The following is a 23,109-nucleotide window of genomic DNA, read 5'->3' on the forward strand; positions in this document are numbered from 1 at the left end:
CAGTAATGGCGGAGACGATCGACACGATCGACGCCGAGGAGAACAGCGCGGCCGACGTTGAGGCCGCCGCTGAAGAGACCGCTCGCAAGGGAGGTGTCGACGACGACGTCCTCGTGAAGGAGGGCGACATCGCCGGCGACTACCTCGAGCGGTTGCTCGACCTTTTGGACTACGACGGCGACATCGACCTCGATGTCGAAGCGGGCCGCGCGATCGTCAGCATCGACGGCGGCGAAGACCTGGAGAAGCTCGTCGGCCCCCGCGGCACCGTCCTCGAGGCGCTGCAGGAGCTGACGCGGCTGGCGGTGCAGCAGGAGACCGGTTCGCGGAGCCGTCTGATGCTGGACATCGCGGGCTGGCGCGCGGACCGTCGCGAGGAGCTTCGCGAGCTCGGTCGATCGACCGCCGAGACGGTGGTCTCCTCCGGCGAGCGTGTCCGGTTGCAGCCGATGAGCCCGTTCGAGCGGAAGGTCGTGCACGACGCGGTCGCCGCCGTCGACGGGGTCAAGAGCGAGAGCGAAGGAGAGGACCCGAAGCGCCGGGTCGTCATCTTCCCCGCCTGACGGTTTTCTCGAACGAAGCGGCCCGCCGGTCATCCGGCGGGCCGCTTCTTCGTTCTCGGGGTGAATTACACGCGTGGCGTTTCACGTGAAACGCGCGATGGCGAGTGGAGTTGTCCACAACTTCGGACTGTCTCCCCGCTTTGCGGTCGGCGTCATGGACAATCAGTGGAGCGCGTTTCACGTGAAACGGCGTCGAGGGTTGAGGAGCGAGAGTGGGCTTGGACGGGGTCGCCGCATCGGTACGGAGCGCGGCGTCTGAAGTATTCGGAGACCGCGTCGAGCAAGCCGTCGGCTACGTCGAACTCTTGGAGCGGCACGGCGTCGAGCGCGGGCTAATCGGGCCCCGCGAGGTCGACCGGCTGTGGGAGCGTCACGTTCTCAACTCCGCCGTGATCGGCGAGCGGATCCCCGATGGCGCGCGCGTGGTCGACGTCGGCTCGGGTGCGGGGCTTCCGGGTGTACCGCTCGCCATCAGCCGACCGGACCTCGATATCGTTCTGCTCGAACCGATGGCCCGCCGGGTCGACTGGCTGGCCGAGGTTGCCGAGAAGCTGGAACTCCCCATCACCGTCGTCCGCGGGCGCGCGGAGGAGCGGCAGGTACGTGAGGAGCTCGGTGGCGCGGATGTCGTCACCGCCCGGGCGGTCGCTCCGTTGGCCCGGCTCGCGAACTGGTGCCTCCCGCTCGTGCGTTCCCAAGGTGCTCTGGTCGCCCTCAAAGGAGCGACCGCTGGAGAGGAAATCGAACGTGATCGCGCCGCCGTCCGGAAGGCCGGCGGAGGCGAGCCGGAAGTCTTCGAGTGCGGCACCAAGGTGCTCGAGGTTCCGAGCACGGTCGTCGTGATCCATCGTCTGCCCCCGAAACCGTCTCGATCGCGCAGGCGTAGCTAGACCGGTTCCACGTGAAACAACGCAGAACGACTCCCACGTCTAATACAGAGGAGGCTCGAGACCGGTGACTCCCCCGCCGTCCGACCCTGCGAGCGTCGGCCAGGAACTCGGCTGGACGCCCATCGCCGAAGAAGCCGTCCGCGCCGCCAGCGTGCTGCACCCCAAGGAGGGTGCGCTCCCCCGGCCGAATCGCCGGCGGGTGCTGACGGTCGCCAACCAGAAGGGCGGCGTCGGCAAGACGACGAGCACGGTGAACCTCGCCGCCGCCCTGGCCGTCCACGGGCTCAAGACGCTCGTGATCGACCTCGACCCCCAGGGCAACGCGAGCACCGCGCTCGACATCGACCACCGATCCGGCACGCCGTCGATCTACGAGGTCCTGATCGGCGAGGTGTCGCTCGCCGAGGCGGCGGCCCAGAGCGAGCAGTCGCCCAACCTCTACTGCGTGCCCGCGACCATCGACCTCGCCGGTGCCGAGATCGAACTCGTCTCCATGGCGTCCCGCGAGATGCGGCTCAAGGAGGCGCTGTCGTCCGAGATCCTCGACGAGATCGGCGTCGACTACGTCTTCATCGACTGCCCGCCGTCGCTCGGCCTGCTGACCGTCAACGCGATGGTCGCCGCGCAGGAGGTCCTGATTCCGATCCAGTGCGAGTACTACGCGCTCGAAGGTCTGGGTCAGCTGCTGAGCAACATCGAGCTCGTCCAGGCGCACCTGAACCGCGAACTCAGCGTCTCCACGATCCTGCTCACCATGTACGACGGCCGGACGAAGCTGGCCGATCAGGTGACGAACGAGGTCCGGAACCACTTCGGGGACACTGTGCTGAAGACGGTGATCCCGCGCAGCGTGAAGGTCTCCGAGGCCCCCGGATACGGGCAGACGGTCCTCGCGTACGACCCCGGTTCCCGGGGCGCGATGAGCTACGTGGACGCGGCCAAGGAGATCGCGCAACGTGGGGTGGAGATGAAGGAAAGGAGCGGTACGGCATGAGCGAGCGCAGAGGGGGGCTCGGGCGCGGGCTCGCCGCCCTGATCCCCACCGGCCCCCCGCCGGGTTCGGCGGCACCGGCCGAGAACGGCTCTCCCGTCCCGTCCGCGCCCGCGAGCAAGCCCACCGGTCCGGACGACAAGGGCTGGTTCGCGGCCAACGGCGCGGCCGGTTCGCACGGCGGAGCGGTCGCCGGCGCGGTCTACCGCGAGGTGCCGGTCAGCCAGATCAAGCCGAACCCGAAGCAGCCGCGACAGGTCTTCGACGAGGACGCGCTCAACGAGCTGGAGCACTCGATCCGCGAGTTCGGGCTCATGCAGCCCATCGTGGTCCGGGAGCTCGGCACCGACGAGTACGAACTCGTCATGGGCGAGCGGCGCCTGCGTGCCTCCCAGCTGGCGGAGCTGGAGGCGATCCCGGCGATCGTCCGCCAGACCGCCGACGAGGCGATGCTGCGCGACGCGCTGCTCGAGAACATCCACCGCGTCCAGCTCAACCCGCTCGAAGAGGCGGCCGCGTATCAGCAGCTGCTCGACGAATTCGCGGTCACGCACGAGGAGCTGGCCGGCCGGATCGGGCGCAGCCGGCCGGTCATCACCAACACGATCCGCTTGCTCAAACTCCCCCTCGCGGTCCAGCGACGGGTCGCGGCCGGGGTGCTTTCGGCGGGCCACGCGCGGGCGCTGCTCTCCCTCGAAGACGCCGACAGTCAGGAAGAGCTGGCGGCACGGATCGTCGCGGAGGGCATGTCGGTCCGCGCGACCGAGGAAGCCGTCACGCTCAAGAAGAGCGAAAAGCCGGCCAAGCCAAAGCCCGCTCCCCGCAAGCCGATCCAAGCTCCGGGTCTCCAGGAACTGGCGAACCGGCTCTCGGACCGGTTCGACACTCGCGTGAAGGTCGACTTGGGCCGCCGCAAAGGGCGGATCACGCTCGAATTCGGGTCCGTTGACGATCTTGAACGCATCGTGGCCCTGATGGATCAAAATCAGGCAAATCAGACACGCGAAACCGATTAGGGATTACCCCAGCTCGTTTTGTCACGGTGACGATAGCTGGGTGTCGACACAGGAGTAACACTGAGTACTTGAACTGGGGGCAAGTATGAACGGGCTCTTCGACGGTCGAAATCCCCGCGCGGTGGTCTTCGACTGCGACGGATTGCTCATGGACACCGAGCCGTGTTGGTCTGTCGCCGAGACCGAGCTGTTCGCTCGGCGAGGCCTGCCCTTCGGTCCGGACGAGAAGGCGTTGGTGATCGGCAAGTCGCTCCCGGCCGCCGACGCGATGGCGGAGGCCTTCGGTGAACCCGAGGGCGGTGCCGAGATCGCGGACGAGTTGCTGAGGTTGGTGACCGAAGTCGTCACCGCGAAAGCGGAGGCGATGCCCGGCGCGCGTGAGTTGGTCGAACTGACCGCCGCCGCCGTCCCGGTCGCCGTCGCGAGCAACTCGCCCCGGGCGCTCCTCGAAGCCGCGCTCGTTCGCGGTGGGCTTTCGGAGATGTTTCCCGTGAAACTGGCCGCCGACGAGGTGGCCGCGCCGAAGCCCGATCCGGAGATGTACCTGACCGCTTGCGCACTGCTCGACGTCGATCCCGTCGACGCGCTGGCGTTCGAGGACTCGATGACCGGTCTCCGGTCTGCGCGAGCGGCCGGGGTGACCGTCATCGGGGTCCCCACCTTGAAGCAGCAGGACTTCCCCGCCGATGTCGTGATCGGTTCCCTGCGCGACGAAGAGCTGCTGGCGTGGATCCGCGGCTGGCCTCGGCGGTGACCGGTCTCCCCTTCGTCCGCTTCCAGAGCCCGGCCCGCGATGAGCGGGGAAACTTCACCGGCGTCTTCGGTCTCGTGAACGGGCTCGCCAGGGCCGGACGCCTGACCGTCGAGCAGGAAGCCTTCCGCAGGGCGAACAACGACTGGTACGACGCGAACTTCATCAACCCGGCCCACACCGATCCGCGCGTCTACGACGCGGAGGTCAATCCCGGAGCCGCGGCATGGTTCAAGGCGACCGCTCGGGTCTTCATCGAGCGGGTCGACGGCTACCTGGCGATCCTCGAGACGCACGGGATCCCGTGCGAGACCGTCCGCTCGGCGAATCCGGGACGGATCGTCTACGAAGACGAGTACCAGGTAGTCGTCGTCCAGAACTGAAGGAAACTCAGCTCTTGCGGGAAATCGCCCGTCCGACGAGGCCGGCGAAGACCGAGCCGAGGGTGGCGCCGGACGCCTCGATCGCCACCGGGACGATCGACGTCTCGGTCAGGCCCGGTGACAGGTTCACCGCGAGAAAGTAGACCGTGCCGTCTTCGGCGACCACGGCGTCGGTGCGGGAGATGTCGCGAAGCCCGAGTTGCCGGTGCACGGCGACGGCCAGCTCGCCGACCGCCTTGGCGGCGTCGTCGGGGATCCGCGCGGGGGTGAAGAAGTCGGTCAGCCCGGCGGTGTAGCGGGCGGTGTAGTCGTACACGCCGCTCTCCGGCACGATCTCGACCGCGGGCAGGGCTTCGGGCCCTTCTTCGCCTTCGATGACCGTCACGGCCACCTCGACGCCCGATACGAACTTCTCGGCGAGGACGGTGTCGCCGTAAGCGAAGCAGCCGACCATCGCGCCGGGCATTTCGGCGGCGTCCTTGACGACCTGGGCGCCCAGCGCCGAACCGCCCTGGTCCGGCTTGAGGATCATGGGCAGGCCCAGCGTTTCGACCATCGAGTCGAGCACGGCCTGCGCGCCGAGTTCGCGGAAGGTGCTGTGCGGCAGCACGACCCAGTCCGGCGTGGTGAAACCCGCGTCGGCGACGAGCGCCTTGGCCGTCGGCTTGTCCCACGCGCGGCGGCAGCCCCGCGAACTGGTGCCCACGTAAGGCACGTCGAGCATCTCCAGCACCGTCTGCACCGCGCCGTTCTCCCCCTCACCACCGTGAAGGGCGACAATGGCCGCGTCGGGCCGCTGGGTGCGAAGACGTTCGAGCAGACCCGCGTCGGTGTCCCACTCCTCGACGATGAGGCCTTCCGCCCGCAGCGCGACCGAGAGCCGGCGTCCGGAGCGGAGAGAGACATCGCGTTCGTGGGAAAGTCCGCCTGCGAGTACGGCAACGGTGCGGTCGACCACCGAGACTCCTTTGTGCTTGGGGACGTCCGGTCGATCAGACCGTGTCCGGAGAGGGGTTCTGCGGCCCCGAGATCGAGCGTGGGCTCGCGTTACCGAAGGTACGCGCAAGGTCCATTTCGGACTCGAGCACCGCGGCGAGCCGCCGGACGCCTTCGCGGATCCGCTCGGGCGTCGGGTAGCAGTAGGAAAGCCGAAGCTGTCTGCTGCCGAAACCGTCGGCGTAGAAACCGGTTCCGGAGGCATACGCGACGCGGGCCGTGACGGCCCGCGGCAGCATCGCCTTCGTGTCCACGCCTTCGGGGACGGTCATCCAGACGTAGAAACCGCCGTCGGGTTTGGTCCAGCTGCAGCCGGCGGGCATGTGCTGATCGAGCGCGGACAGGATCGCGTCCCGGCGCTCCCGGTAGTTCTCGCGGAAGGTCTTGATCTGACCCATCCAGTCGTGCGTCGCGAGGTATCGCGACACGATCAACTGGTTAAGCGTTGGCGGGCAAAGCGTCGCGGACTCGGCCGCGAGCACGAGTTTCTCCCGGACGGCATGCGGTGCGAGCACCCAGCCGACCCGCAGGCCGGAAGCGAACGTCTTCGAGAAAGAGCCCAGGTAAACGACGTTGTCGGGGTCGATCGAGCGGAGCGCGGGGTACGTCTGCCCGCCGAAGCCGAGCAGCCCGTACGGGTTGTCCTCGACGATGAGGATGTCGTTCTCTCGGCAGATCTCCACGATCTCCGCGCGCCGCTCGACGGCCAGCGTGACGCCGCCGGGGTTGTGGAAGTTGGGGATCGTGTAGAGGAACTTGACCCGGCGGCCCGCTTTCCGCGTCTCCGCGAGCGCGGCGCGGAGCCCCTCGGGGACCAGGCCGTGGTCGTCCATCGCGACGTGGACGACGTCCGCCTGGTACGCGGCGAACGAGCCGAGCGCGCCGACGTACGACGGGCCCTCGGCGATGATGACGTCACCCGGATCGCAGAACAGCCGGGTGACCATGTCGAGCCCCATCTGGGAGCCGACCGTCACGACGACGTCGTCCGGGTGGGCCTTGATGCCTTCGAGGGCCATGATCTCGCAGATCTGCTCACGCAGCGACGGGATGCCGTGCGCGGAGCCGTACTGGAGCGCGACCAGGCCTTCCTGGGCGATGAGCTCGCCGACCTGCGCGGACAGCGTGTCCAACGGGAGCGCGGCGAGGTTCGGCATCCCGCCGGCGAGCGACACCACTTCGGGGCGACTGGCCACCGCGAACAAGGCCCTGATCTCGGAAGCAGTCATCCCGGCCGTACGCGCGGCGTAGCGGTCGAGATGAGGGTCGAGGTTGTGTCGGCCGGGCTCCGGCCGGACAGGGCGATTCTCGGTCATCAGGCGCTTCACCCGTGCTTCGAAGTGGACATAGTCGCTACCGACTGGTAGTTCCATCGAGTGTAACCACCCTCCCTTGAGGGGCCCTGGCCTTTCGGTGTTCATCACATCGGCCTATCCTCGGTCTGGACCCCTTCGGTGAGCCCTGCTCGGGACAAGGCCGCGTCGGGTGTTTTTCATTCAGGGAGGTTTGTCTGTGTCGCGTCGCGTCGTGGGCGTAACCCTGGACAACCTCGAACACCTGCCCAAGAGCTGCCGCCGCTGCGTGTACTGGGAGCTGGCGCCGCATATGAAGGCGCAGGCCGAGGAATACGGCGCGACCGAGGTCGAAAAGGAAGCCTGGGTCTCCAGCGTGCTGCTGGAGTGGGGCTCCTGCGGCCGGATCGTCTACAGCGACACCCTGCCCGTCGGTTTCGTGCTCTACGCGCCGCCGAACGCCGTGCCACGCTCGCTGGCCTTCCCGACCTCGCCTCCTGGTCCCGACGCGGTCCTGCTGACCGCGTTCCAGGTGCTTCCCGAATTCCAGGGCGGCGGGCTCGGCCGGATGCTGGTGCAGGCCGTCGCGAAGGACCTCACCAAACGCGGTGTCCGCGCGATCGAGGCCTTCGGGGACGCCAAGCCCGACGAGACCGATCCGGACGGCGGGCACAGTTGTGTGCTGCCCGCCGCGTTCCTGCAGAGCGTCGGGTTCAAGACCGTGCGCCCGCATCCGCGGTGGCCGCGCCTGCGACTGGAGCTGCGGTCGGCGATCTCGTGGAAGGAAGACGTGGAGGCGGCCCTCGAACGGCTGCTCGGCCAGGTCTCCATCACGACGGCCGAGCCGAGCATGGGCCGCGCCTGACCTTCTTCGCCGCCTTCACCGACGCGCTTTAGCAGAGTTTTCGAGCGCGCGCAGCGACCATCCCCCGGCCTGGGGACAGCTGTGGGTAACCCGCCGAGTTATCCACAGATCGCTGATAGGAGCGGTGGAAAATCTGTGGATGGGTAGGCTGGACCTGGGGACGCCCCCCGGGAAGGGCGGGGGCTGCGCGCCGGGTGGAGCTAGGTGTGGCGTGCCCGGGCGAGGGGGCACACAACCGGTTGTGCCGAGGGCGTCGGCAGAGGGATGTGCGCCCGCGTGCGGGTGTGGAGGACTGGCTACTCCGCTTTGGCGAGCTCGTAGGCCAAGACGTCCGCGAAGGTGAACGTGCCGGTCGGCTGGTCCCCTTCGCCGAGGAGGTACAGGCGCTTCACGGCGACCAGGATGCCTTCGGCGACGACGTCGCGGAAAGCCGGGTCCGCCAGTTTGCGGCTGTCCTCCGGGTTGGTCAGGTAGCCGATCTCGATCCGGACCGCCGGGCAGCGTGTGCGGGTGAAGATCTCCCAGGTCTTGTAGTGCGTGCGGCAGTCGAGCATGCCGGTGCGGGCGGCCAGCTCGCGCTGGATGAAGCCCGCCAGCAGCTCACCGACGGTCGACGTGGTGCCGTTGCCGGTGCCGAAGTGGAAGCTCGCGATCCCCTGCGCCTTGGGCGAGGGGTTCTTGTCGTTGTGCAGCGAAAGGAACAGGTCCGCGCCCGCCTCGTTCGCGAACTTCGCCCGTTCACCCTCGCTCGGGCTCTGGTTCGGGCCGCGCGAGATCAGCGCCTCCATGCCCGTCGCCTGCATCCGGCCTTCGAGCCGCCGAGCCAGATCCCAGGCGATGTCCGCCTCACGCAGACCGCTCGCGACGACCCCGAGGTCGTCGCCGCCGTGGCCGGGGTCGATCACGATGCGCTTGCCGCGCAGCCGGGGGCCCGCCTGCCGCACCTGCTCCTGCTCGCGCAGGAAAACGGGACGGCCGCCGCGGGCGCGCGGCGAAGAGAGCCGGTGCAGCTCGCGGATGGTGGCCGGGCCGCACATACCGTCGGCGACCAGGCGCATGTCGCGCTGGAAGGTCTTGAGCGCGCGTTCGGTCTGGGGACCGAAGTGCCCGTCGGGGCGGCCGGCGTCGAAGCCGAGCTCGGTCAGCCGCTCCTGGAGCGCGAAGACGTCGTCACCCTGCATGGGGGCGGAGAACATGTAGGTCAGCGGACGGCTGCCGAGATGGAAGCCGGCGCCACGGAGCGCCTGGTAGGTCGCCGGACCCACCAGACCGTCGGTGATGAGCCCACGGCGCTGCTGGAACGCCCGCACGGCATGTTCCATCGCCGTGTCGAAGACCTCGTACTCCCCGGATTCGGTCACCGGCGGGAGCAGCTCCATCGCCGCCAGCGTGGACCTGATCTCGGCGACGTCCGGTCCGGCGTCACCGCGGCGGAGTACCCGCATGCACTCCTCGCTCTTCCCTTTGGGCACCGATCGAGCTCGATGCACGACTCTGAAAATCCTGCGGGGCGAACCCCGGTGCTCTATTGTGCCCTGTGAACTCTCGGTGAGCGCGGAGGCCCGGTCGGTGCGTCAAGTCCCCGTTCGTGGAACTCGTCCGGGCGTCGCCGTAACCGAGAGATCTACCCATTCCCCGTGACGACGAAACCCGGAGCCTGGGCAGGCCCCGGGTTTCGGCTGGTAAAACGCGAGATCAGAGGACGTCGGCGAGGTCCGACAGCAGCGCGGCCTTCGGCTTGGCGCCGACGATCTGCTTCACCGGCTTGCCGCCCTGGAACAGGATCAGCGTCGGGATCGACATCACCTGATAGTCACGCGCAGTGTTCGGATTGGCATCGATGTCGAGCTTGGCGACGGTCAGCTTCTCGCCGTTCTCCGCCGCGATCTCCTCGAGCACCGGGGCGACCATCTTGCACGGACCGCACCAGGTCGCCCAGAAGTCGACCAGGACGGGCTTCTCACTCGTCAGCACGTCGTCGACGAAGCTCTTGTCGGTCACCGTCACGGTGTTGGCCATGGTGTCTCCTTCTGGGTGGTGAAACTCCGGTGTGGGAAAAGTCAGTTGGTGGTGGCGCCGTAGCCGCCACCGACCAGCTCAGGGGTCTCCTGGGCGGCCTCGACACCGGCGTGCTCCGCCAGCCATCGTTCCGCGTCGATCGCCGCGGCGCAGCCCGAGCCCGCGGCGGTGATCGCCTGCCGGTACGTGCGGTCGACCAGGTCGCCCGCGGCGAAAACGCCGGGAAGGTTCGTGTACGAGGTGCGGCCCTTGGTGAGCACGTAGCCGTCCTCGTCGAGGTCCACCTGACCGCGCACCAGCTCGCTGCGCGGGTCGTGACCGATCGCGACGAAGAACCCGGTCACGTCCAGCTTGGACTCCTCGCCGGTCACCGTGTCCTTGAGCTTCAGGCCCTCGACCTTGCCTTCACCCTCGACCTCGGTGATCTGCTTGTTGAGCGCCCACTTGATCTTCTCGTTCTCGCGGGCGCGCTCCAGCATGATCTTGGAGGCGCGGAACTCCTCGCGGCGGTGGACGATCGTGACGGACTTGGCGAACTTCGTCAGGAAGGTCGCCTCCTCCATCGCCGAGTCGCCGCCGCCGGCGACCACGATGTCGTGATCGCGGAAGAAGAAACCGTCGCAGGTGGCACAGGCCGAAACACCGCGGCCGAGCAGCTCCTGCTCGCCGGGCACGTTCAGATAGCGGGCCGCGGCGCCCATCGAGAGCACGACCGCGCGGGCCGCGTAGCGCTTGCCGTTCGCGAAGACGTACTTGACGTCACCGGTCAGCTCGACGGACTCGACGTCCTCCTGGCGCAGGTCCGCGCCGAAACGCTTGGCCTGCTCACGCATCTCTTCCATGAGGTCGGGACCCTGGATGCCTTCGCGGAAGCCGGGGAAGTTCTCGACCTCCGTCGTCGTCATCAGCGCACCACCGAACTGAGTGCCCTCGAATACCAGTGGTTCGAGCTGCGCCCGTGCCGCGTAGACAGCGGCGGTGTATCCCGCAGGACCCGATCCCACAATGATCAGGTTCCTGATCTCCTCGGCAGCCACCCGTGACCTCCGCTCGTAGTGACCTGTTCACCAGGCTCAACACGATCGTAGGGGCCGGTGTTCCCGTGGTGACCGGCGCTACTTTCTCTCGCCTTGCGCCGCGACGGAGATCCGACCTCTAGCGCCGCTAGGAAAGCTAGCGCGATAGCAAAGGTCCCTCGCTCCCCCTGAAATGGGGCTGGTGGGGAGCGAGGGACCAGTGAGGTTTCGGTCGGCTACTTCTGTCCGATGATTTTGTCGAACAGGACCGCCGGGTTGCCCGGGCCGCAGTCGGCACCGAAGGCGACGATGCGGAACTGGGCGAGTTTGCCTGTGGTGTAGATCACCATCACGCCGTCCTTGCCCGCGACGTTCACCGGCCGGATGCCCTCCGGCCGCACGTCGGCGTCCATTCCGGCAGCGGCGACGCAGGCGTCGAGGCGCTCTTCGGTCTTCAGCGAGCCGAAGTCGCGGACGCCGATCGCCTTGCCGACGAGAGCTTCGGCCCCGCCGCCGTCTCCGCCGACCGAAGGTCCGGAAGAAGCCGATGGCGCGGGCTGGGCGATACCGCCCGAATCCGGCTCCCGAGTGGTCGGGACGACGATCGCCACGGCGGCGATGGCCGCCGCCGCCACGGTCGCTATCCCGGCGCCCCAGCCGATCCGCTTGTTCCGCCGCCGCCGTGCGGCCGCGAGGTCCACCACCGGGGCGACCTGCTCCTGCGGCCTTTCAGATGCGCCTTGAAACGCAGGCGACACTCGCATTTCGGCGGCCAGCGCGGCGTCGATCCGCGCCGCGTACTCCGCCGGCATCGGTGCGACTGGCTCGTTCGCGAGTTCCGCGAGGTCGGCCGTGGTCGCTTCGAGTGCTTCGATGATCGCCAGTGCTTCGGGGTCGGCGTTCACCAGCGGCCACAGCTCGGCCGCTTCCCGCTCGTCCAGCACACCTGCGTGCAGGTCGGCGAGCACATCGACAGACCACGGCGGACCGACGGTCCCACCGATCCCCCTGCTCTCGTCTGTCATCGTCCCTCCCCGTCACCCGGCGTGCCCTGAGGACGCCTGGCACCCCGTTGCGGGGTAGCGCGCTCTCGTTTGCTTTCGTGAGTTGGGACGTTCGCAATCGCATCGGGGTTCCGTAGATGTCCGAGAACCTTCGCGAGCTTTCCGCGACCTCGGGCACATCGGCTCTTGACCGTGCCCTCGGCGATGCCGAGCATCTTCGCCGTCTCGGCGACGGAGTATCCCTCGACGTCGACCAACACGATCGGGGCACGCTGCTCTTCGGGGAGCTGGTCGAGGGCTTCCTTGACGACCAGGCTCGTCTCGCGTTCCGACATCGAGTCACGCGGTGAAGCGGGCTCGTTGAACTGCCCGGTCTCGGGCAGCGGAACGGTCGGTCTGGCCTTGCCCCGCCGGATGCGGTCGAGGCACGCGTTCACGACGATCCGGTGCAACCACGTCGTGACCTGCGATTCGGCTCTGAAGTTGCCCGCTGCTCGGAACGCGGAGATGAACGCGTCCTGCAGGGCGTCCGCGGCTTCTTCCGGATCCCGCAAGGTGCGCAGGGCTACCGCCCACATGCGGTCTCGATGTCGCTGGACCAGTTCACTGAACGCGTGCGGGTCTCCAGCGGCATGCGCCGCTATGAGATCCGCGTCCGTGGGAGCTGCAGCTGTCACCCGGGAGAGCCTACTGACCCCGTGCCTTCGGTCACCCCGCAGGCAGGAAGGTCAGCTCTTTGAGTTCGGTGACGAACTTTCCTTTGCCATCTTCACCCAGCTGAGTGATCCAGAGGATGAAGTACTGACCCTGCTGTGGCTGCTGCAACGCGATGGTCGATTCGCCCGCCGCGAGGTCTCCGGTCCCGACGACCTTCGTCTCGTCGAGCTTCGGGTTCTTCTTGTCGGCGGAACGGATCTCGACCTTCGAGCCGGGGCTCGCCGCGTCGATCTTGACCTGGGTGAGGTTGATCGGGTCCTTGAAGGTCACGACCAGCCCGACGCCGTCCTTGAGCACCGGGAATTGCTCGTCGTACTGGTCGGTCTTCCACGAGGTGACCGTGTCGCCGTCGGTGGCGTTCCTGGCCTTGCCGGGGCTGTCGCCCTTGCTGCCCGGGTTGTAGACGGCCACGGCCGACGGCTTTACCGCGGCACCCACGGCGGGGGACGGCTTCTGCTGTGCGGGCGGCGGCTGCTCGCCCGAGGGCGGCGCGACCTGCGAAGAGGACGCGGCGACGTTGATCTTCGGGCCACTGGACTTCGACTCGCCCTGGAACAGGTTGATCAGCATCATCCCGCCCCAGGCGAGGATGACCACGGTCGCGACGACCAGCACGGTCACACCGAGCGCCAGCTTCTTGCGCCGCGCGACGTCCTTGACCGGCTTCTTCGTCGTCCAGACCGTGCCGTCCGATTCGGCCGCGGGCTCTTCCTCGCCAACGGCCTTGATCAGCTGGGTGCGCTCTTCGGCTTCGGCGACCTGGTCCAGCACGCGCAGGATGGCCGCGCTGGTGCGGATGCCGCCGTGGCCGCCGTCCTCGATGGTGCGGACGGCGAGCGAGGACAGCTCCACCGGCACCGTCGGGACCAGCGAACGCGGCGGGATGACACGGCCGGTCGGCGCGTGCGGCGCCGCCGGGATCGCGGCCGGGCCGCCGGGAAGGGCCCAACGGCCGGTCAGCAGCAGATACAGGACGGCACCGAGTGCCTTGACGTCGTCACGAAGGGTCGCTTCGGGCAACGGGCCCGGGAAGGCGAGCTTCAGCGCGCCGTCCGGCGTGAGCCGGAGACGCTGCGGGTGGTCGAGGCCGAGGACGAGGCCGTTCTGGTGGGCGTGGTCCACGGCTTCCGCCAGCGCCTGCACCATCCTGGCCGCCGCGGCGGGCGCCACCGGGCGCTGCGCCACCAGGTCGACCAGGTCGCTGCCCTTGGTCCATTCCGCGACGACGACACCGAGCAGACCTTCGCTCGAGGTGACGCCGCTGCCGAGGCTCAGCACGTCGAGCACGCGCGCGACCCCGCCGTGGCCGAACTTCGAGGCGTGCGCGGCACGCTCCAGCGTCCGGCGCGCGAGCCGGGCGGCTTCCGCGTCCGCGGGGTCGCCGACCAGCAGCGTCAGCGCCACGTCCCGCTTCAGCTGCCCGTCGCGGGCACGCCAAAGATGCGCGGCGGCCCGCTCGTCCACCCCGAACTGTGCGAGCAGGCGATACCGGCCGTCACCGACGACCCGGCCAGGGGCCAACGACCCGCCTTGGGCCCGGATGCCCATCTGGCCGGCCTCCCCTGCCTGTTCGCTCCGTCTCGTATCCACCGCACTCTCCCGCGTAGCTCCCGCCCCGAGAGTACCCAGAATACGACCCGTGAACGCGCGCCATCCGTACGTGAATCGTTATCCGCGCTTGATCAACCGGGTGATCCTCGCCGTGGCGGGCTTCAATTCCTCGACCTTCAAGGCCATGAGCACGCCGAACGACACCACGATCCCGACCACCGTCTGGAGCAGAAGTTTCACCCAGGCATGGAAAGTAGGCCCGAACGAGTCAGGGACGATCTGCCCGGCGAGCCACGCCGCGCCGACCCCGAGCACACTCGCGACGACCGTGAAGAGGATCACCCCGAGAACCCGCTTGCTCCGGAGATTCCCGAGGGTCACCCACAGCCAGACCTGACCGAGGATCGCGCCGACGACGAACGTGAGGCCGTTGACCATCATCACGCCGAGCACGATGTTGTCCGGCGACAGCAACGCGGGGCACAGGTACAGCAGCGGCACCTTGACCACGGTCATCACGATCATGATCAGCACCGGCGTCCGCGCGTCCTTCATCGAGTAGAACACCCGCATCTGGAGCATGACCAGCGCGTACGGCAGCAGCGCGAACGCGGAGATGGCCAGCGCCTCGCCCATCCGCGACGCGTCCTCCACCGTGCCCTTGCCCAAGGTGAACAGGGCGATACCGACCGAACCGCCCACGACGGTCATCACGGCGGAAATCGGCACGAGCATCACCGTCGAGATCCGGGACGCGTACGAGAGGTCGCCGATCAGCTTCTTGTGGTCGCCGTCGGCGGCCGCGCGGCTCATCCTCGGCATGATCGCGGTCAGTAGCGACACCCCGATCACGCCGTACGGCAGCTGGAAGAGCAGCCACGCGTTGCTGTACGCGGTCACACCACCCTGCGAACCGCTGGTCAGCACCCGGGTGGTGATCGTGTAGCCGACCTGGCTGACCGCGACGTAGCCGACGGTCCACAGCGCCAGCCCGCCGAACTCCTTCATGCGCTTGTCGATGCCCCAGCGCCATTTGAACTTGAACCCGGACCGCAGCAGCGGCGGGATCAGCAGGACCGACTGCGCCACGATGCCCGAGGTCACGCCGATGCCCAGGGTCAGCAGCTTGGGGTCGGTGATCGACACCGGATCGGTGGAGATGTTCCCCGGCATGATCCACACGACGAGGATCGTGAAGATGACCACGAGGTTGTTGATCACCGGCGCCCACGCCGTCGGGCCGAAGATGTTCTTCGCGTTCAGCACCGCGGAGAGCAGCGCGAACACGCCGTAGAAGAAGATCTGCGGCAGCAGCAGGTACGCGAACGCGGTGACCAGCTCGGGATTCGCCTGGCCCTTGTCGTCGACGTAGAGCTTGGTGATCAACGGCGCCGCGAAGACCGCGATCGTCGTCCCGACCACGAGCAGCGTGCCCGCCACCGTGACGAGCCGCTGGGTGTACGCCTCGCCGCCGTCCTTGTCGTCCTGCGACCGCACGAGCAGCGGGACCACGAGGCTGGACAGCACGCCGCCCATCAGCAGCTCGAAGATGATGTTCGGCATCGTGTTGGCGACGTTGAACGAGTCGTTCTCCACCTGGGCGCCGATGGCCGCCACCAGCAGCAGCTTCCACGCGAAGCCGGTGATGCGGCTGATCAGCGACGCGATCGCCATCCGTCCGCTCGACTTCGCGATCGACGGCGCCTTCGCCGGAGCGGCGACATCCTGCTCGCCCGTGTCCCCCGGCCGTGGTTTGACCAGCGGCGCGTCCTTGATCGCCGGCATGACCTGCGTGGCTAGCTGGTCGTACGGGCGGAGGACGTCAGGGTCGGCGACCGGCCAGCGCGAGCCCATCGGGACGCCGGGGGTGCGCGGGATGAACCGCGTCGCGTCGGGTTCGTCGCGGCGGTCGACCTGCCACGGGCGGACCGGTGGCGGCTGACGGCGCCCGCGATGCGGCGGAGGCGGTGTCTGGTGAAGCGCCTGGGGTGGCTGGGCAGGCGGGGGTGCTGCCGCCGGACGCCGCGGTGGCGGATTCTGGGACGGCTGCGGCAGCGGCGGGCCCTGCGGCGGCGGAACCGGCTGACGGCGAGTCGGCGGCGAAGGCGTCCCCTGGGCAGGGGGCACCTTCCGCGGCGGTGCCTGGTTCGGCGGCGGCGGGGTCTGCGGCGGCCTCAGCCGCCGTGTCTCGTCGTCGGGGCGGCCCGCCACCCGCTGGCGGCGTCCGTCCACCGGCGGCGGCGGAGGAGGCGGCACGGCCCGCCGCGGACGCTCACCGCGTTCGGGCGGGGGCTGCTGCGGGGGCGGCTGACGACGCTCCGGACGGCGTGGGGGTCCATCGGTGCGGCGGGGCGGTGGCGGAGTGTCTTCGCGCCGGGGACGGCCTGCACGCTCGGGCGGTACACCCGGCTCTCTTTCCAACGCGTGCCCAATCCTCGGTGCTCGGCTACGTGATGCCCGGCGGCATCGTTCGACCCAGGGTAATCGGCAACGCCCGGAAACACTTAAACCTGTGCGTCCTCGGTCACACGCGGGGCGGTTTCGTTCGCTCGATCGGCTCGCGAGTCCTTGATCCTCCGGTAGATCCGCCGGGACGACAGGAGCAGCAGCGCACCGGCCGCGGTGACGGTGATGATGATGGTGATCGCGCCGTACTCCGTGGACGTCAGCTCGAACCGCGCGGCCGAACCGAGCGGGGTCCCGTCGGGCGTGGTCAGCGAGACGTCGACGCTGAACCGGCCCGCCCGCAGCGCCTCGACCGGGAGCAGCCGGTTACGGGCGCTGTTGGCCGGGACCATCTGAGCCTGCAACTGGGTGTCGTCGGTCGGCCGCAGGCCCACGTTGTTCTTCAAGGCGACCTGGACGGCGACGCCGACCGGCAGGTTGTTGGTGATGAACACCGGCAGCGGCGCCGCGCCGGAAGCCAGCGCGATCGTCTGCTTCGGCCGCTCGACGGTGACCTGGCTGCGGATCGCCTCCAGATCGCCGCGGGCGTTGCCGGTGACGGTCGCGGCGTCCGCGCCGCGCCACGACGTCGACGCGGCCCGGATGAGGGCGAGCCGGACCGGGGCGACTACGTCGGCCGGATTCACTCGTTTGGTGGCGTCCATCGTCATCGCGGACGACAGGCCCAGCGTCTCGTTGTCGAGCTGGGACATCTTCGCGGTGACGTCGCCGCTGGTCGAGGCCGTCAGATCCTGCGGGTCGTAGTTGACCGAGGCCGTCCCGGCCGGGCTTTCGCCGAGCAGTTCGGGAAGCGGCGCCGACTTGAGGAGACCGGCGTCGTAGAAGTCGCCCATCCGCTCCAGGAACGTCGTGAGTTCGGTGCCGGTCGCGGCCCAGTGCCGCGGCGGCGCGATCAGCAGGCGCGAGCGCTGCGGCCCCTCGTTCTGCCCGCCGAGCCCGGCGCGGAAGGCGATGGCGCCGAGCCCGTTCTGGGTCGCCCCCGAGCCGTTCAACGCGGACGAGACCAGCGCGTCGATCGGCTGCGCCCGCAGGTCCGTGCCCTCGATCGACACCCCGCTCGAAAGGGGCGTGCGGGACTGGAGCTTGCCCGAATCGGTCAGCACGGTCTTGACGCCCGCCTTGCCGATCGCCTCGACGGTCTGCGAGTCGAGGGCGCCGCCGGGCCAGAGCACGCCGTCCTGCGGCTGGATGCCGAGCAGGTTCTTGATCGTCCCCGCGCCGCCGAGCGCGGTGGTCATGAGCGCGGTGTCGGTGGCATCGCCGGCGCGGACCTTCGTCAGCGCGGTGAGGTCGGCGTCGGCGAACGGGAGGGTGACCACGCACCGGCCCGCGACCAGCGCCTTCAGCCTGCCGAGCCAGTTCTTCGCGGTCTCGACGCCCTTGCCAGGAGCGCCGCCCGCGACCTGGTAGCCGCGGGTCATCGCGTCGACGGTCGCGACCAGGTCGGGGTCGATGGCCAGGCACAACGACGACGAGACCTTCGTGTCGGCCTCGGCCGCGCGCGCCGCCTCGACCAGCGAGTCCAGCCGTCCGCCGGCGGCCAGTTCGTCCGCGAGCCGCTCGTCCGCGAGGGTCAGCGGGCCGCCGAGCGGGGCGGAGACGACGTGCACGGCGCTGTTGGCGATCGGCCACAGCAGGCTCGTCGACGGCGCCGACGAAGGACGCGACGCGGGTGCCTTGCCGGGGACACCGAGCACCGGCATCAGCAGGGTGACCGCCGCCAGCCGTTCCGGGCCGCCGAAGTCCGGGGTGCCGTTGACGTTGACCAGCAGCGGGTACACGCCCGGCCTCGGGAACTGCAGTTTGGCGGCCTGGCCGAGCGGGACGGCCAAGTTCAGCGCGGCGCTCTGGCCGGGCTCCAGCTCGTCCGGTTCGAGGTCGACGAACTCGGTCGCCGCGAGATCCTTGAACTTGTCGCCGGCGAGGACATCGCCGATCTGCTGCTCGCTCTGCAGCCGCGTGCCCAGTTGCAGCCGGACCCCCAGCTTGCTGATCCGCCGGTCGCCGATGTTGGTGACACGGCCGGTGACGGTGAGCGAAGCCGACGTCGAGGTGATCACGCGGGGGTTGAGCTGGTCGAGGTCCACGCGCAGCCGGGGCTGCTCCTGGGCCTGCGCGCCCGCGACGGGCAACGCGATGAAGGCCAGGAACAGGATCGACAGGACAGTGGCGGCAAGCCGCTTCACTCAGGTGCTCCCTCGGCGGTGTGCTGTTGCTGCGCGAAGAGTTCTTTGGCCTTCCGGACCAGCTTGCGCTCGTCGGAGTAGGCGAGTTTGGTCTCCAGGTCGGCGAGCGGTACCCAGGCGACCTCGGTCACCTCTACATCCTCGTCCGAAAGTTCGCCGCCGGTGGATTCCAGGATGAAATGGTGCACCGTCTTGTGCACCCGCCGTCGCTCGGCCACGAACCAGTAGTCGATGGTGCCGAGGGGCCGCAGGACCTGCGCGGAGATGCCGGTCTCTTCCTTCACCTCGCGCACAGCCGTCTGCTCCACCGTCTCACCGTCCTCGATGTGGCCCTTCGGCAGCGACCACAGCAGTCTGCCGTGCCGGTCGAGCCGCCCGATCAGCGCGGCGTTCGCCCGTTCGGCGTCGACGACGAGTCCGCCGGCCGAGGTTTCGTCGACCGTGGTCAGCCGCCTTCCCCGCCTGCGCCTCCGCCGGCGGCCCGGCTTCGAAGCGCCGGAGCGCCCGGCTGATCCAGACATGCTGCGATGCTAGAGCAAACGGCGGTACGGGTACGCTGGCTCACCGTGCCCGTGTTGGGCCGGGCCGTAGTAAGTACATCCAAATCGTGGTGGGATTGTCGTGAACAAGGTGGTCGCCGGGCAGGCGATTGCGGGGAAGAGCACTGCGATGCAGAACGCCGTGACCGAGCTGATGCGCATCTCCCCGCTGGCGGACGAGCTCGCGAAGCTCTTCGTGAAGGCGGGGCACAGCCTCTACCTGGTCGGCGGCAGCGTCCGGGACATGATGCTCCGCCGGCTGTCGAACGACCTCGACTTCACCACCGACGCCCGCCCGGACCAGGTGCTCAAGATCGTCAGCGCCTGGGGCGACGCGGTGTGGGACGTCGGTATCGCGTTCGGCACCGTCGGCGTGACCAAACAGGGCATGACCCTGGAGATCACCACGTTCCGCGCCGACAGCTACGACCGCGTCGGCCGCAACCCCGAGGTCACCTTCGGCGACAGCATCGAGGGAGATCTGCTCCGCCGCGACTTCACCGTCAACGCGATGGCGATCGACCTCGCGAACAAGACCTTCGTCGACCCGTACGACGGGCTCCAGGCGCTGCAGGACAAGGTGCTCGACACGCCCGCGACCCCGCAGGAGTCCTTCGCCGACGACCCGCTGCGCATGCTGCGGGCCGCGCGGTTCTCCGCGCAGCTCGGGTTCACCGCGGCGCCGCGCGTGGTCGACGCGATGTCGTCGATGGCCGAGGAGATCGACCGGATCACCGCCGAGCGCGTGCAGGCCGAGCTGTCGAAGCTGCTGCTGGCGGACGACCCCCGGCCCGGTATCGAGCTGCTGGTCGACACCCGCCTCGCCGACCGCGTGGTGCCCGAGGTGCCGGGGATGCGGCTGGCGATCGACGAGCACCACCAGCACAAGGACGTCTACCAGCACTCGCTGACCGTGCTCGCGCAGGCGATCGACCTGGAGAAGTCGCACGAACCGACGTCCGAGCCGGATCTGATCCTGCGGCTCGCGGCGCTCCTGCACGACATCGGCAAGCCCGCGACGCGCGAGTTCCAGCCCGGTGGCGGCGTGAGCTTCCACCACCACGAGGTCGTCGGGGCGAAGATGGCGCGCAAGCGTTTGCGCGCGCTGAAGTTCTCGAAGGAGATCGTCCAGGACGTCAGCCAGCTCGTGTTCCTGCACCTGCGGTTCCACGGCTACGGCAAGGGCGAGTGGACGGATTCCGCGGTGCGGCGCTACGTCACCGACGCCGGCGACCTGCTGCCCCGGCTGCACAAGCTCGTGCGGGCCGACTGCACCACGCGCAACCGCAAGAAGGCGGCCGCGCTGCAGGCGACCTACGACGACCTCGAGCGGCGGATCGAAGCGATCCAGGCGCAGGAGGACCTCGACAAGGTCCGCCCGGACCTCAACGGCGAGGAGATCATGCGGATCCTCGATCTCAAGCCCGGGCCGGACGTCGGCAAGGCGTGGAAGCACCTGAAGGAATTGCGGCTCGACCGCGGTCCGCTGGAGCACGACGAGGCGGTCGCCGAGCTGAAGAAGTGGGCCGCCGAGAACGGCATCGGCGGCTGAGCCGGGCGAACACGCCCGGTTCGTCACGTTTCCGCGCCATCAGCTGAGATAAACCCCGTTGGTCTCTGGATCCATGTGGCGTAACCGGAGATACTCCTGCCGGTGCTCCGGGCAGGGGGAAGATCCATGGCGAAGCGGCCGCCCAGTTTTCTGGTGACGTTGCTGCGTCGTGGCGCGCCCGCGCTGGCGACGGCGACGAGCGAGCTGTCGGACGAGGTCGGCGACCCGACCCCGATGCGCGCGCTCCGCCGGATCCAGCACATGTCGGGCCCCATCGACACGGCCCATCGCGACAACCTGCTGCTCAGAGCCGCCCGTTACGTCGCCCTCGTCCCGCTGGTCTACCGGCTCTTCGCGGTGCCCGGCGCGTTCGGCGTCTACGTCTCCACGCACGGCATGATCGGGATCGGGCCGGTCGGTCTGGTGGCCCTCGGTTCGGTCGGGCTCTCGCTGTACGGCATCCGGTGGATGCTGCGCTCGGCGCCGTTCCGCCCGCAGTTCGCGGCCCGGCTGCTGGCGATCGACCTCGTGTTCACGCTGCTCGCGCCGCTCGCGGTCGGGGCGCTGGTGCCGTCTTCGGTCTTCACCGAGGCGATGGCGATCCCCGGCAAGCACCTGCTCGGCGAGGTCGCCCTCCTGGCCCTCGCGCTGGGCATGCCCGCCGCGGCGGCGCTCGCCGTCGGCAGTTTCCCGGTGCGGATGCTCGCGTCCCTGATCGGTACCGGCCAGGCCGCGCCCGGCGACGCCATGGCCACCTTCCCGTCGATCCTCGGTGTCCTCTTCACCGCGAGCGGCGCCCTGGTCCTGATCGGGCTCGGGACGCGGCTCGCCCTCGCGTACGGCATCCGCAACGGCCGCATCGCCGAACGCGCCCGCCAGCACCGGATGCTGCACGACTCCGTGCTGCAGACCCTCGAAGCGATCGCGCTGGCCAACAAGGGCGACCCGGTCGCGCGGCTCGCCGAGGTGCAGCGGCTGGCGCGGGCGCAGTCGATGGAACTGCGCCGGACGATCGAGAGCGAGACATCGGAACGGTCGGAGGCCGGTTCACGGCCGCTGGGCGAGAAGCTCGCGTCGCTGGCGGCGGAGATGGCGCGAGACGGGCTGCGCGCCCAGCTCGTGATCGCCGAACTCGACGACGACACGCTTTCGGAGGTCCGGCAGATCGCGATCCGCGACGCCGTCCGCGAGTCCCTGCGCAACACCCTCAAACACGCCGGGACGGACAAGGTCGTCGTCCGGGTCGAGGAGCAGGAAGGCGGCGTCGCGGTGATCACCCGCGATCACGGCGCCGGATTCAGCATCGACTCCCGGCCCGCCGGTTTCGGGATCAGCGAGTCCATCACCGCCCGGCTGAACGAGGTCGGCGGGACCGCCAGGGTGGAGTCGGCTCCGGGCAATGGCACCAGAGTCACCCTTTGGGTGCCTTTCTGACGGTAAACAGGAGAACATGAAGAAAACGGACGTCCTGGCCGCAGCGCTCACCGCGTACCGCGACGGTGACCGGGCCACGGCAGCGGACCTCGCCGAGCGTGCCGGATCCACGCTCGGCCGCGAACTGCACCGGTACCTGACCGAAGGCGGCGGCGGAGGTGTGTACGACCAGCCCGCCGCGTTCACCGCGTTCATCCGCGGCGGCGGGAACGTCAAGCTCTACCGGCAGCTCAGCGCCATGCTCGCCCGGCGCTACGGCAGCGTCGGTTCGCTGCTCGACCTCGGCTGCGGCGACGGGCTCGCCGTCGTCCCCGCCCTCGAACAGGCGGACCGGCAGCCGGGCCGGATCGACCTGGTCGAGCCATCGAGCGCGTTGCTCGCCGAGACGCGGAAGCATCTCGACGGCACCCACGGCCTGCACACCTGGGACGCCACCGCGCAGGAGTTCCTCGCCCGCGACGACGACCGGCAGTGGCAGCTGACGCAATCGACCTTCGCGCTCCAGTCGATCCCGACCGCCGAGCGCACCGAGGTCCTGCGGGCGCTCCGGCCGCGCACGTCGTGCCTGGTGCTCGCCGAGTTCGACGTGCCCGAGTACGACGAAGACTCCTCCGAGTACCTGCTTTCCCTGGTCACCCGCTACGAACGCGGGATCTCGGAGTACGGCAAGGAGGCGTCGCTGGTGGCACAGGGGTTCCTGCTGCCGATCCTGCTCGGCCTGGTCAAACCCGGCGCGGACCGCACGAACTGGGAGCAGCCCGCCACCGATTGGGCTTCGCAGCTGAAGGAAGCGGGTTTCACCGGCATCCGGATCGAGCCGCTCGCGGACTACTGGTGGTCGCCCGCCGTGCTGATCACCGCTTCCTGACCTCTGCTAC

21 protein-coding genes are annotated in these 23,109 nt (G+C 69.0%); 10 read left to right on the forward strand and 11 right to left on the reverse strand.

Annotated elements, in window-relative coordinates; translation table 11 throughout:
• Positions 1 to 5 precede the first annotated feature (5 nt).
• The 6 genes from DMH01_RS23225 to DMH01_RS23250 all read left to right on the forward strand — a co-directional run bounded on the left by DMH01_RS23225 (position 6) and on the right by DMH01_RS23250 (position 4,594).
• Positions 6 to 563, forward strand: a complete 558-nt coding sequence (locus DMH01_RS23225; RefSeq protein ID WP_125679346.1) for a R3H domain-containing nucleic acid-binding protein — start codon at positions 6 to 8, stop codon at positions 561 to 563.
• A gap of 212 nt (positions 564 to 775) precedes the next feature.
• Positions 776 to 1,453 carry a 16S rRNA (guanine(527)-N(7))-methyltransferase RsmG gene (gene rsmG, locus DMH01_RS23230; protein WP_125679347.1) on the forward strand — a complete coding sequence of 226 codons (678 nt, stop codon included), beginning with the start codon at positions 776 to 778 and terminating at the stop codon, positions 1,451 to 1,453.
• A 64-nt stretch (positions 1,454 to 1,517) separates the two neighbouring features.
• Positions 1,518 to 2,447 (forward strand): ParA family protein, encoded by a 930-nt coding sequence (locus DMH01_RS23235; RefSeq protein ID WP_125679348.1) that lies wholly within the window; start codon positions 1,518 to 1,520, stop codon positions 2,445 to 2,447.
• Positions 2,444 to 3,460, forward strand: a complete 1,017-nt coding sequence (locus DMH01_RS23240) for a ParB/RepB/Spo0J family partition protein (protein ID WP_125679349.1) — start codon at positions 2,444 to 2,446, stop codon at positions 3,458 to 3,460. Before DMH01_RS23235 ends, DMH01_RS23240 begins: the two co-directional genes overlap by 4 nt.
• Positions 3,461 to 3,545: 85 nt before the next feature.
• Positions 3,546 to 4,214: an HAD family phosphatase gene (locus DMH01_RS23245; protein WP_125679350.1), complete on the forward strand. Its 669-nt coding sequence runs from the start codon at positions 3,546 to 3,548 to the stop codon at positions 4,212 to 4,214.
• Positions 4,187 to 4,594, forward strand: a complete 408-nt coding sequence (locus tag DMH01_RS23250) for a hypothetical protein (protein WP_233621643.1) — start codon at positions 4,187 to 4,189, stop codon at positions 4,592 to 4,594. Before DMH01_RS23245 ends, DMH01_RS23250 begins: the two co-directional genes overlap by 28 nt.
• Positions 4,595 to 4,601: 7 nt before the next feature.
• On the opposite strand, the gene DMH01_RS23255 is transcribed toward DMH01_RS23250, so the two are convergent.
• Positions 4,602 to 5,552, reverse strand: a complete 951-nt coding sequence (locus tag DMH01_RS23255; protein ID WP_125679351.1) for a D-alanine--D-alanine ligase — start codon at positions 5,550 to 5,552, stop codon at positions 4,602 to 4,604.
• A 34-nt stretch (positions 5,553 to 5,586) separates the two neighbouring features.
• Positions 5,587 to 6,906, reverse strand: a complete 1,320-nt coding sequence (locus tag DMH01_RS23260; RefSeq protein WP_125679352.1) for a PLP-dependent aminotransferase family protein — start codon at positions 6,904 to 6,906, stop codon at positions 5,587 to 5,589.
• A 196-nt stretch (positions 6,907 to 7,102) separates the two neighbouring features.
• Here DMH01_RS23260 and DMH01_RS23265 point away from each other — a divergent pair, with 196 nt between their 5' ends.
• Positions 7,103 to 7,747 carry an N-acetyltransferase gene (locus DMH01_RS23265; RefSeq protein WP_125679353.1) on the forward strand — a complete coding sequence of 215 codons (645 nt, stop codon included), beginning with the start codon at positions 7,103 to 7,105 and terminating at the stop codon, positions 7,745 to 7,747.
• Between the two features lie 296 nt (positions 7,748 to 8,043).
• Here DMH01_RS23265 and DMH01_RS23270 read toward each other — a convergent pair whose 3' ends face one another.
• The 9 genes from DMH01_RS23270 to DMH01_RS23315 all read right to left on the reverse strand — a co-directional run bounded on the left by DMH01_RS23270 (position 8,044) and on the right by DMH01_RS23315 (position 19,227).
• Complete coding sequence (locus DMH01_RS23270) at positions 8,044 to 9,192, reverse strand: N-acetylmuramoyl-L-alanine amidase (RefSeq protein WP_125679354.1); 1,149 nt, start codon at positions 9,190 to 9,192, stop codon at positions 8,044 to 8,046.
• 250 nt (positions 9,193 to 9,442) lie between these two features.
• Positions 9,443 to 9,766 carry a thioredoxin gene (trxA, locus tag DMH01_RS23275; protein ID WP_034321876.1) on the reverse strand — a complete coding sequence of 108 codons (324 nt, stop codon included), beginning with the start codon at positions 9,764 to 9,766 and terminating at the stop codon, positions 9,443 to 9,445.
• 41 nt (positions 9,767 to 9,807) lie between these two features.
• A complete protein-coding gene (gene trxB / locus DMH01_RS23280) occupies positions 9,808 to 10,803 on the reverse strand; it encodes a thioredoxin-disulfide reductase (protein WP_034321873.1) in 996 nt (331 codons plus the stop codon).
• Positions 10,804 to 11,018: 215 nt separating this feature from the next.
• Positions 11,019 to 11,807, reverse strand: a complete 789-nt coding sequence (locus DMH01_RS23285; protein WP_125679355.1) for a hypothetical protein — start codon at positions 11,805 to 11,807, stop codon at positions 11,019 to 11,021.
• Positions 11,804 to 12,463, reverse strand: coding sequence for an RNA polymerase sigma factor SigM (gene sigM / locus DMH01_RS23290; RefSeq protein ID WP_037333997.1), 660 nt, complete (start codon positions 12,461 to 12,463; stop codon positions 11,804 to 11,806). The genes DMH01_RS23285 and sigM overlap by 4 nt, the downstream gene beginning before the upstream one ends.
• Positions 12,464 to 12,494: 31 nt before the next feature.
• Positions 12,495 to 14,051: a protein kinase family protein gene (locus DMH01_RS23295; protein WP_199745623.1), complete on the reverse strand. Its 1,557-nt coding sequence runs from the start codon at positions 14,049 to 14,051 to the stop codon at positions 12,495 to 12,497.
• 120 nt (positions 14,052 to 14,171) lie between these two features.
• The gene (murJ, locus tag DMH01_RS23300; RefSeq protein WP_125679357.1) at positions 14,172 to 16,286 is read right to left on the reverse strand and encodes a murein biosynthesis integral membrane protein MurJ; all 2,115 of its coding nucleotides are present in this window, start codon (positions 16,284 to 16,286) and stop codon (positions 14,172 to 14,174) included.
• A gap of 272 nt (positions 16,287 to 16,558) precedes the next feature.
• Entirely contained in the window at positions 16,559 to 18,706 is a 2,148-nt protein-coding gene (locus tag DMH01_RS23310; protein WP_125679359.1) for a DUF6049 family protein, read from the reverse strand.
• Positions 18,703 to 19,227, reverse strand: a complete 525-nt coding sequence (locus DMH01_RS23315; RefSeq protein WP_125679360.1) for an NUDIX hydrolase — start codon at positions 19,225 to 19,227, stop codon at positions 18,703 to 18,705. The genes DMH01_RS23310 and DMH01_RS23315 overlap by 4 nt, the downstream gene beginning before the upstream one ends.
• A 148-nt stretch (positions 19,228 to 19,375) precedes the next feature.
• Between DMH01_RS23315 and DMH01_RS23320 the strand changes: the two genes are divergently transcribed.
• The 3 genes from DMH01_RS23320 to DMH01_RS23330 all read left to right on the forward strand — a co-directional run bounded on the left by DMH01_RS23320 (position 19,376) and on the right by DMH01_RS23330 (position 23,099).
• Positions 19,376 to 20,797, forward strand: coding sequence for a CCA tRNA nucleotidyltransferase (locus DMH01_RS23320; protein ID WP_125679361.1), 1,422 nt, complete (start codon positions 19,376 to 19,378; stop codon positions 20,795 to 20,797).
• 126 nt (positions 20,798 to 20,923) lie between these two features.
• Positions 20,924 to 22,231 (forward strand): sensor histidine kinase, encoded by a 1,308-nt coding sequence (locus DMH01_RS23325; protein ID WP_125679362.1) that lies wholly within the window; start codon positions 20,924 to 20,926, stop codon positions 22,229 to 22,231.
• Positions 22,232 to 22,247: 16 nt separating this feature from the next.
• Complete coding sequence (locus DMH01_RS23330; protein WP_125679363.1) at positions 22,248 to 23,099, forward strand: class I SAM-dependent methyltransferase; 852 nt, start codon at positions 22,248 to 22,250, stop codon at positions 23,097 to 23,099.
• Positions 23,100 to 23,109 lie beyond the last annotated feature (10 nt).

It is taken from the genome of Amycolatopsis sp. WAC 04182, from assembly GCF_003947465.1.
Lineage (GTDB): Bacteria > Actinomycetota > Actinomycetes > Mycobacteriales > Pseudonocardiaceae > Amycolatopsis.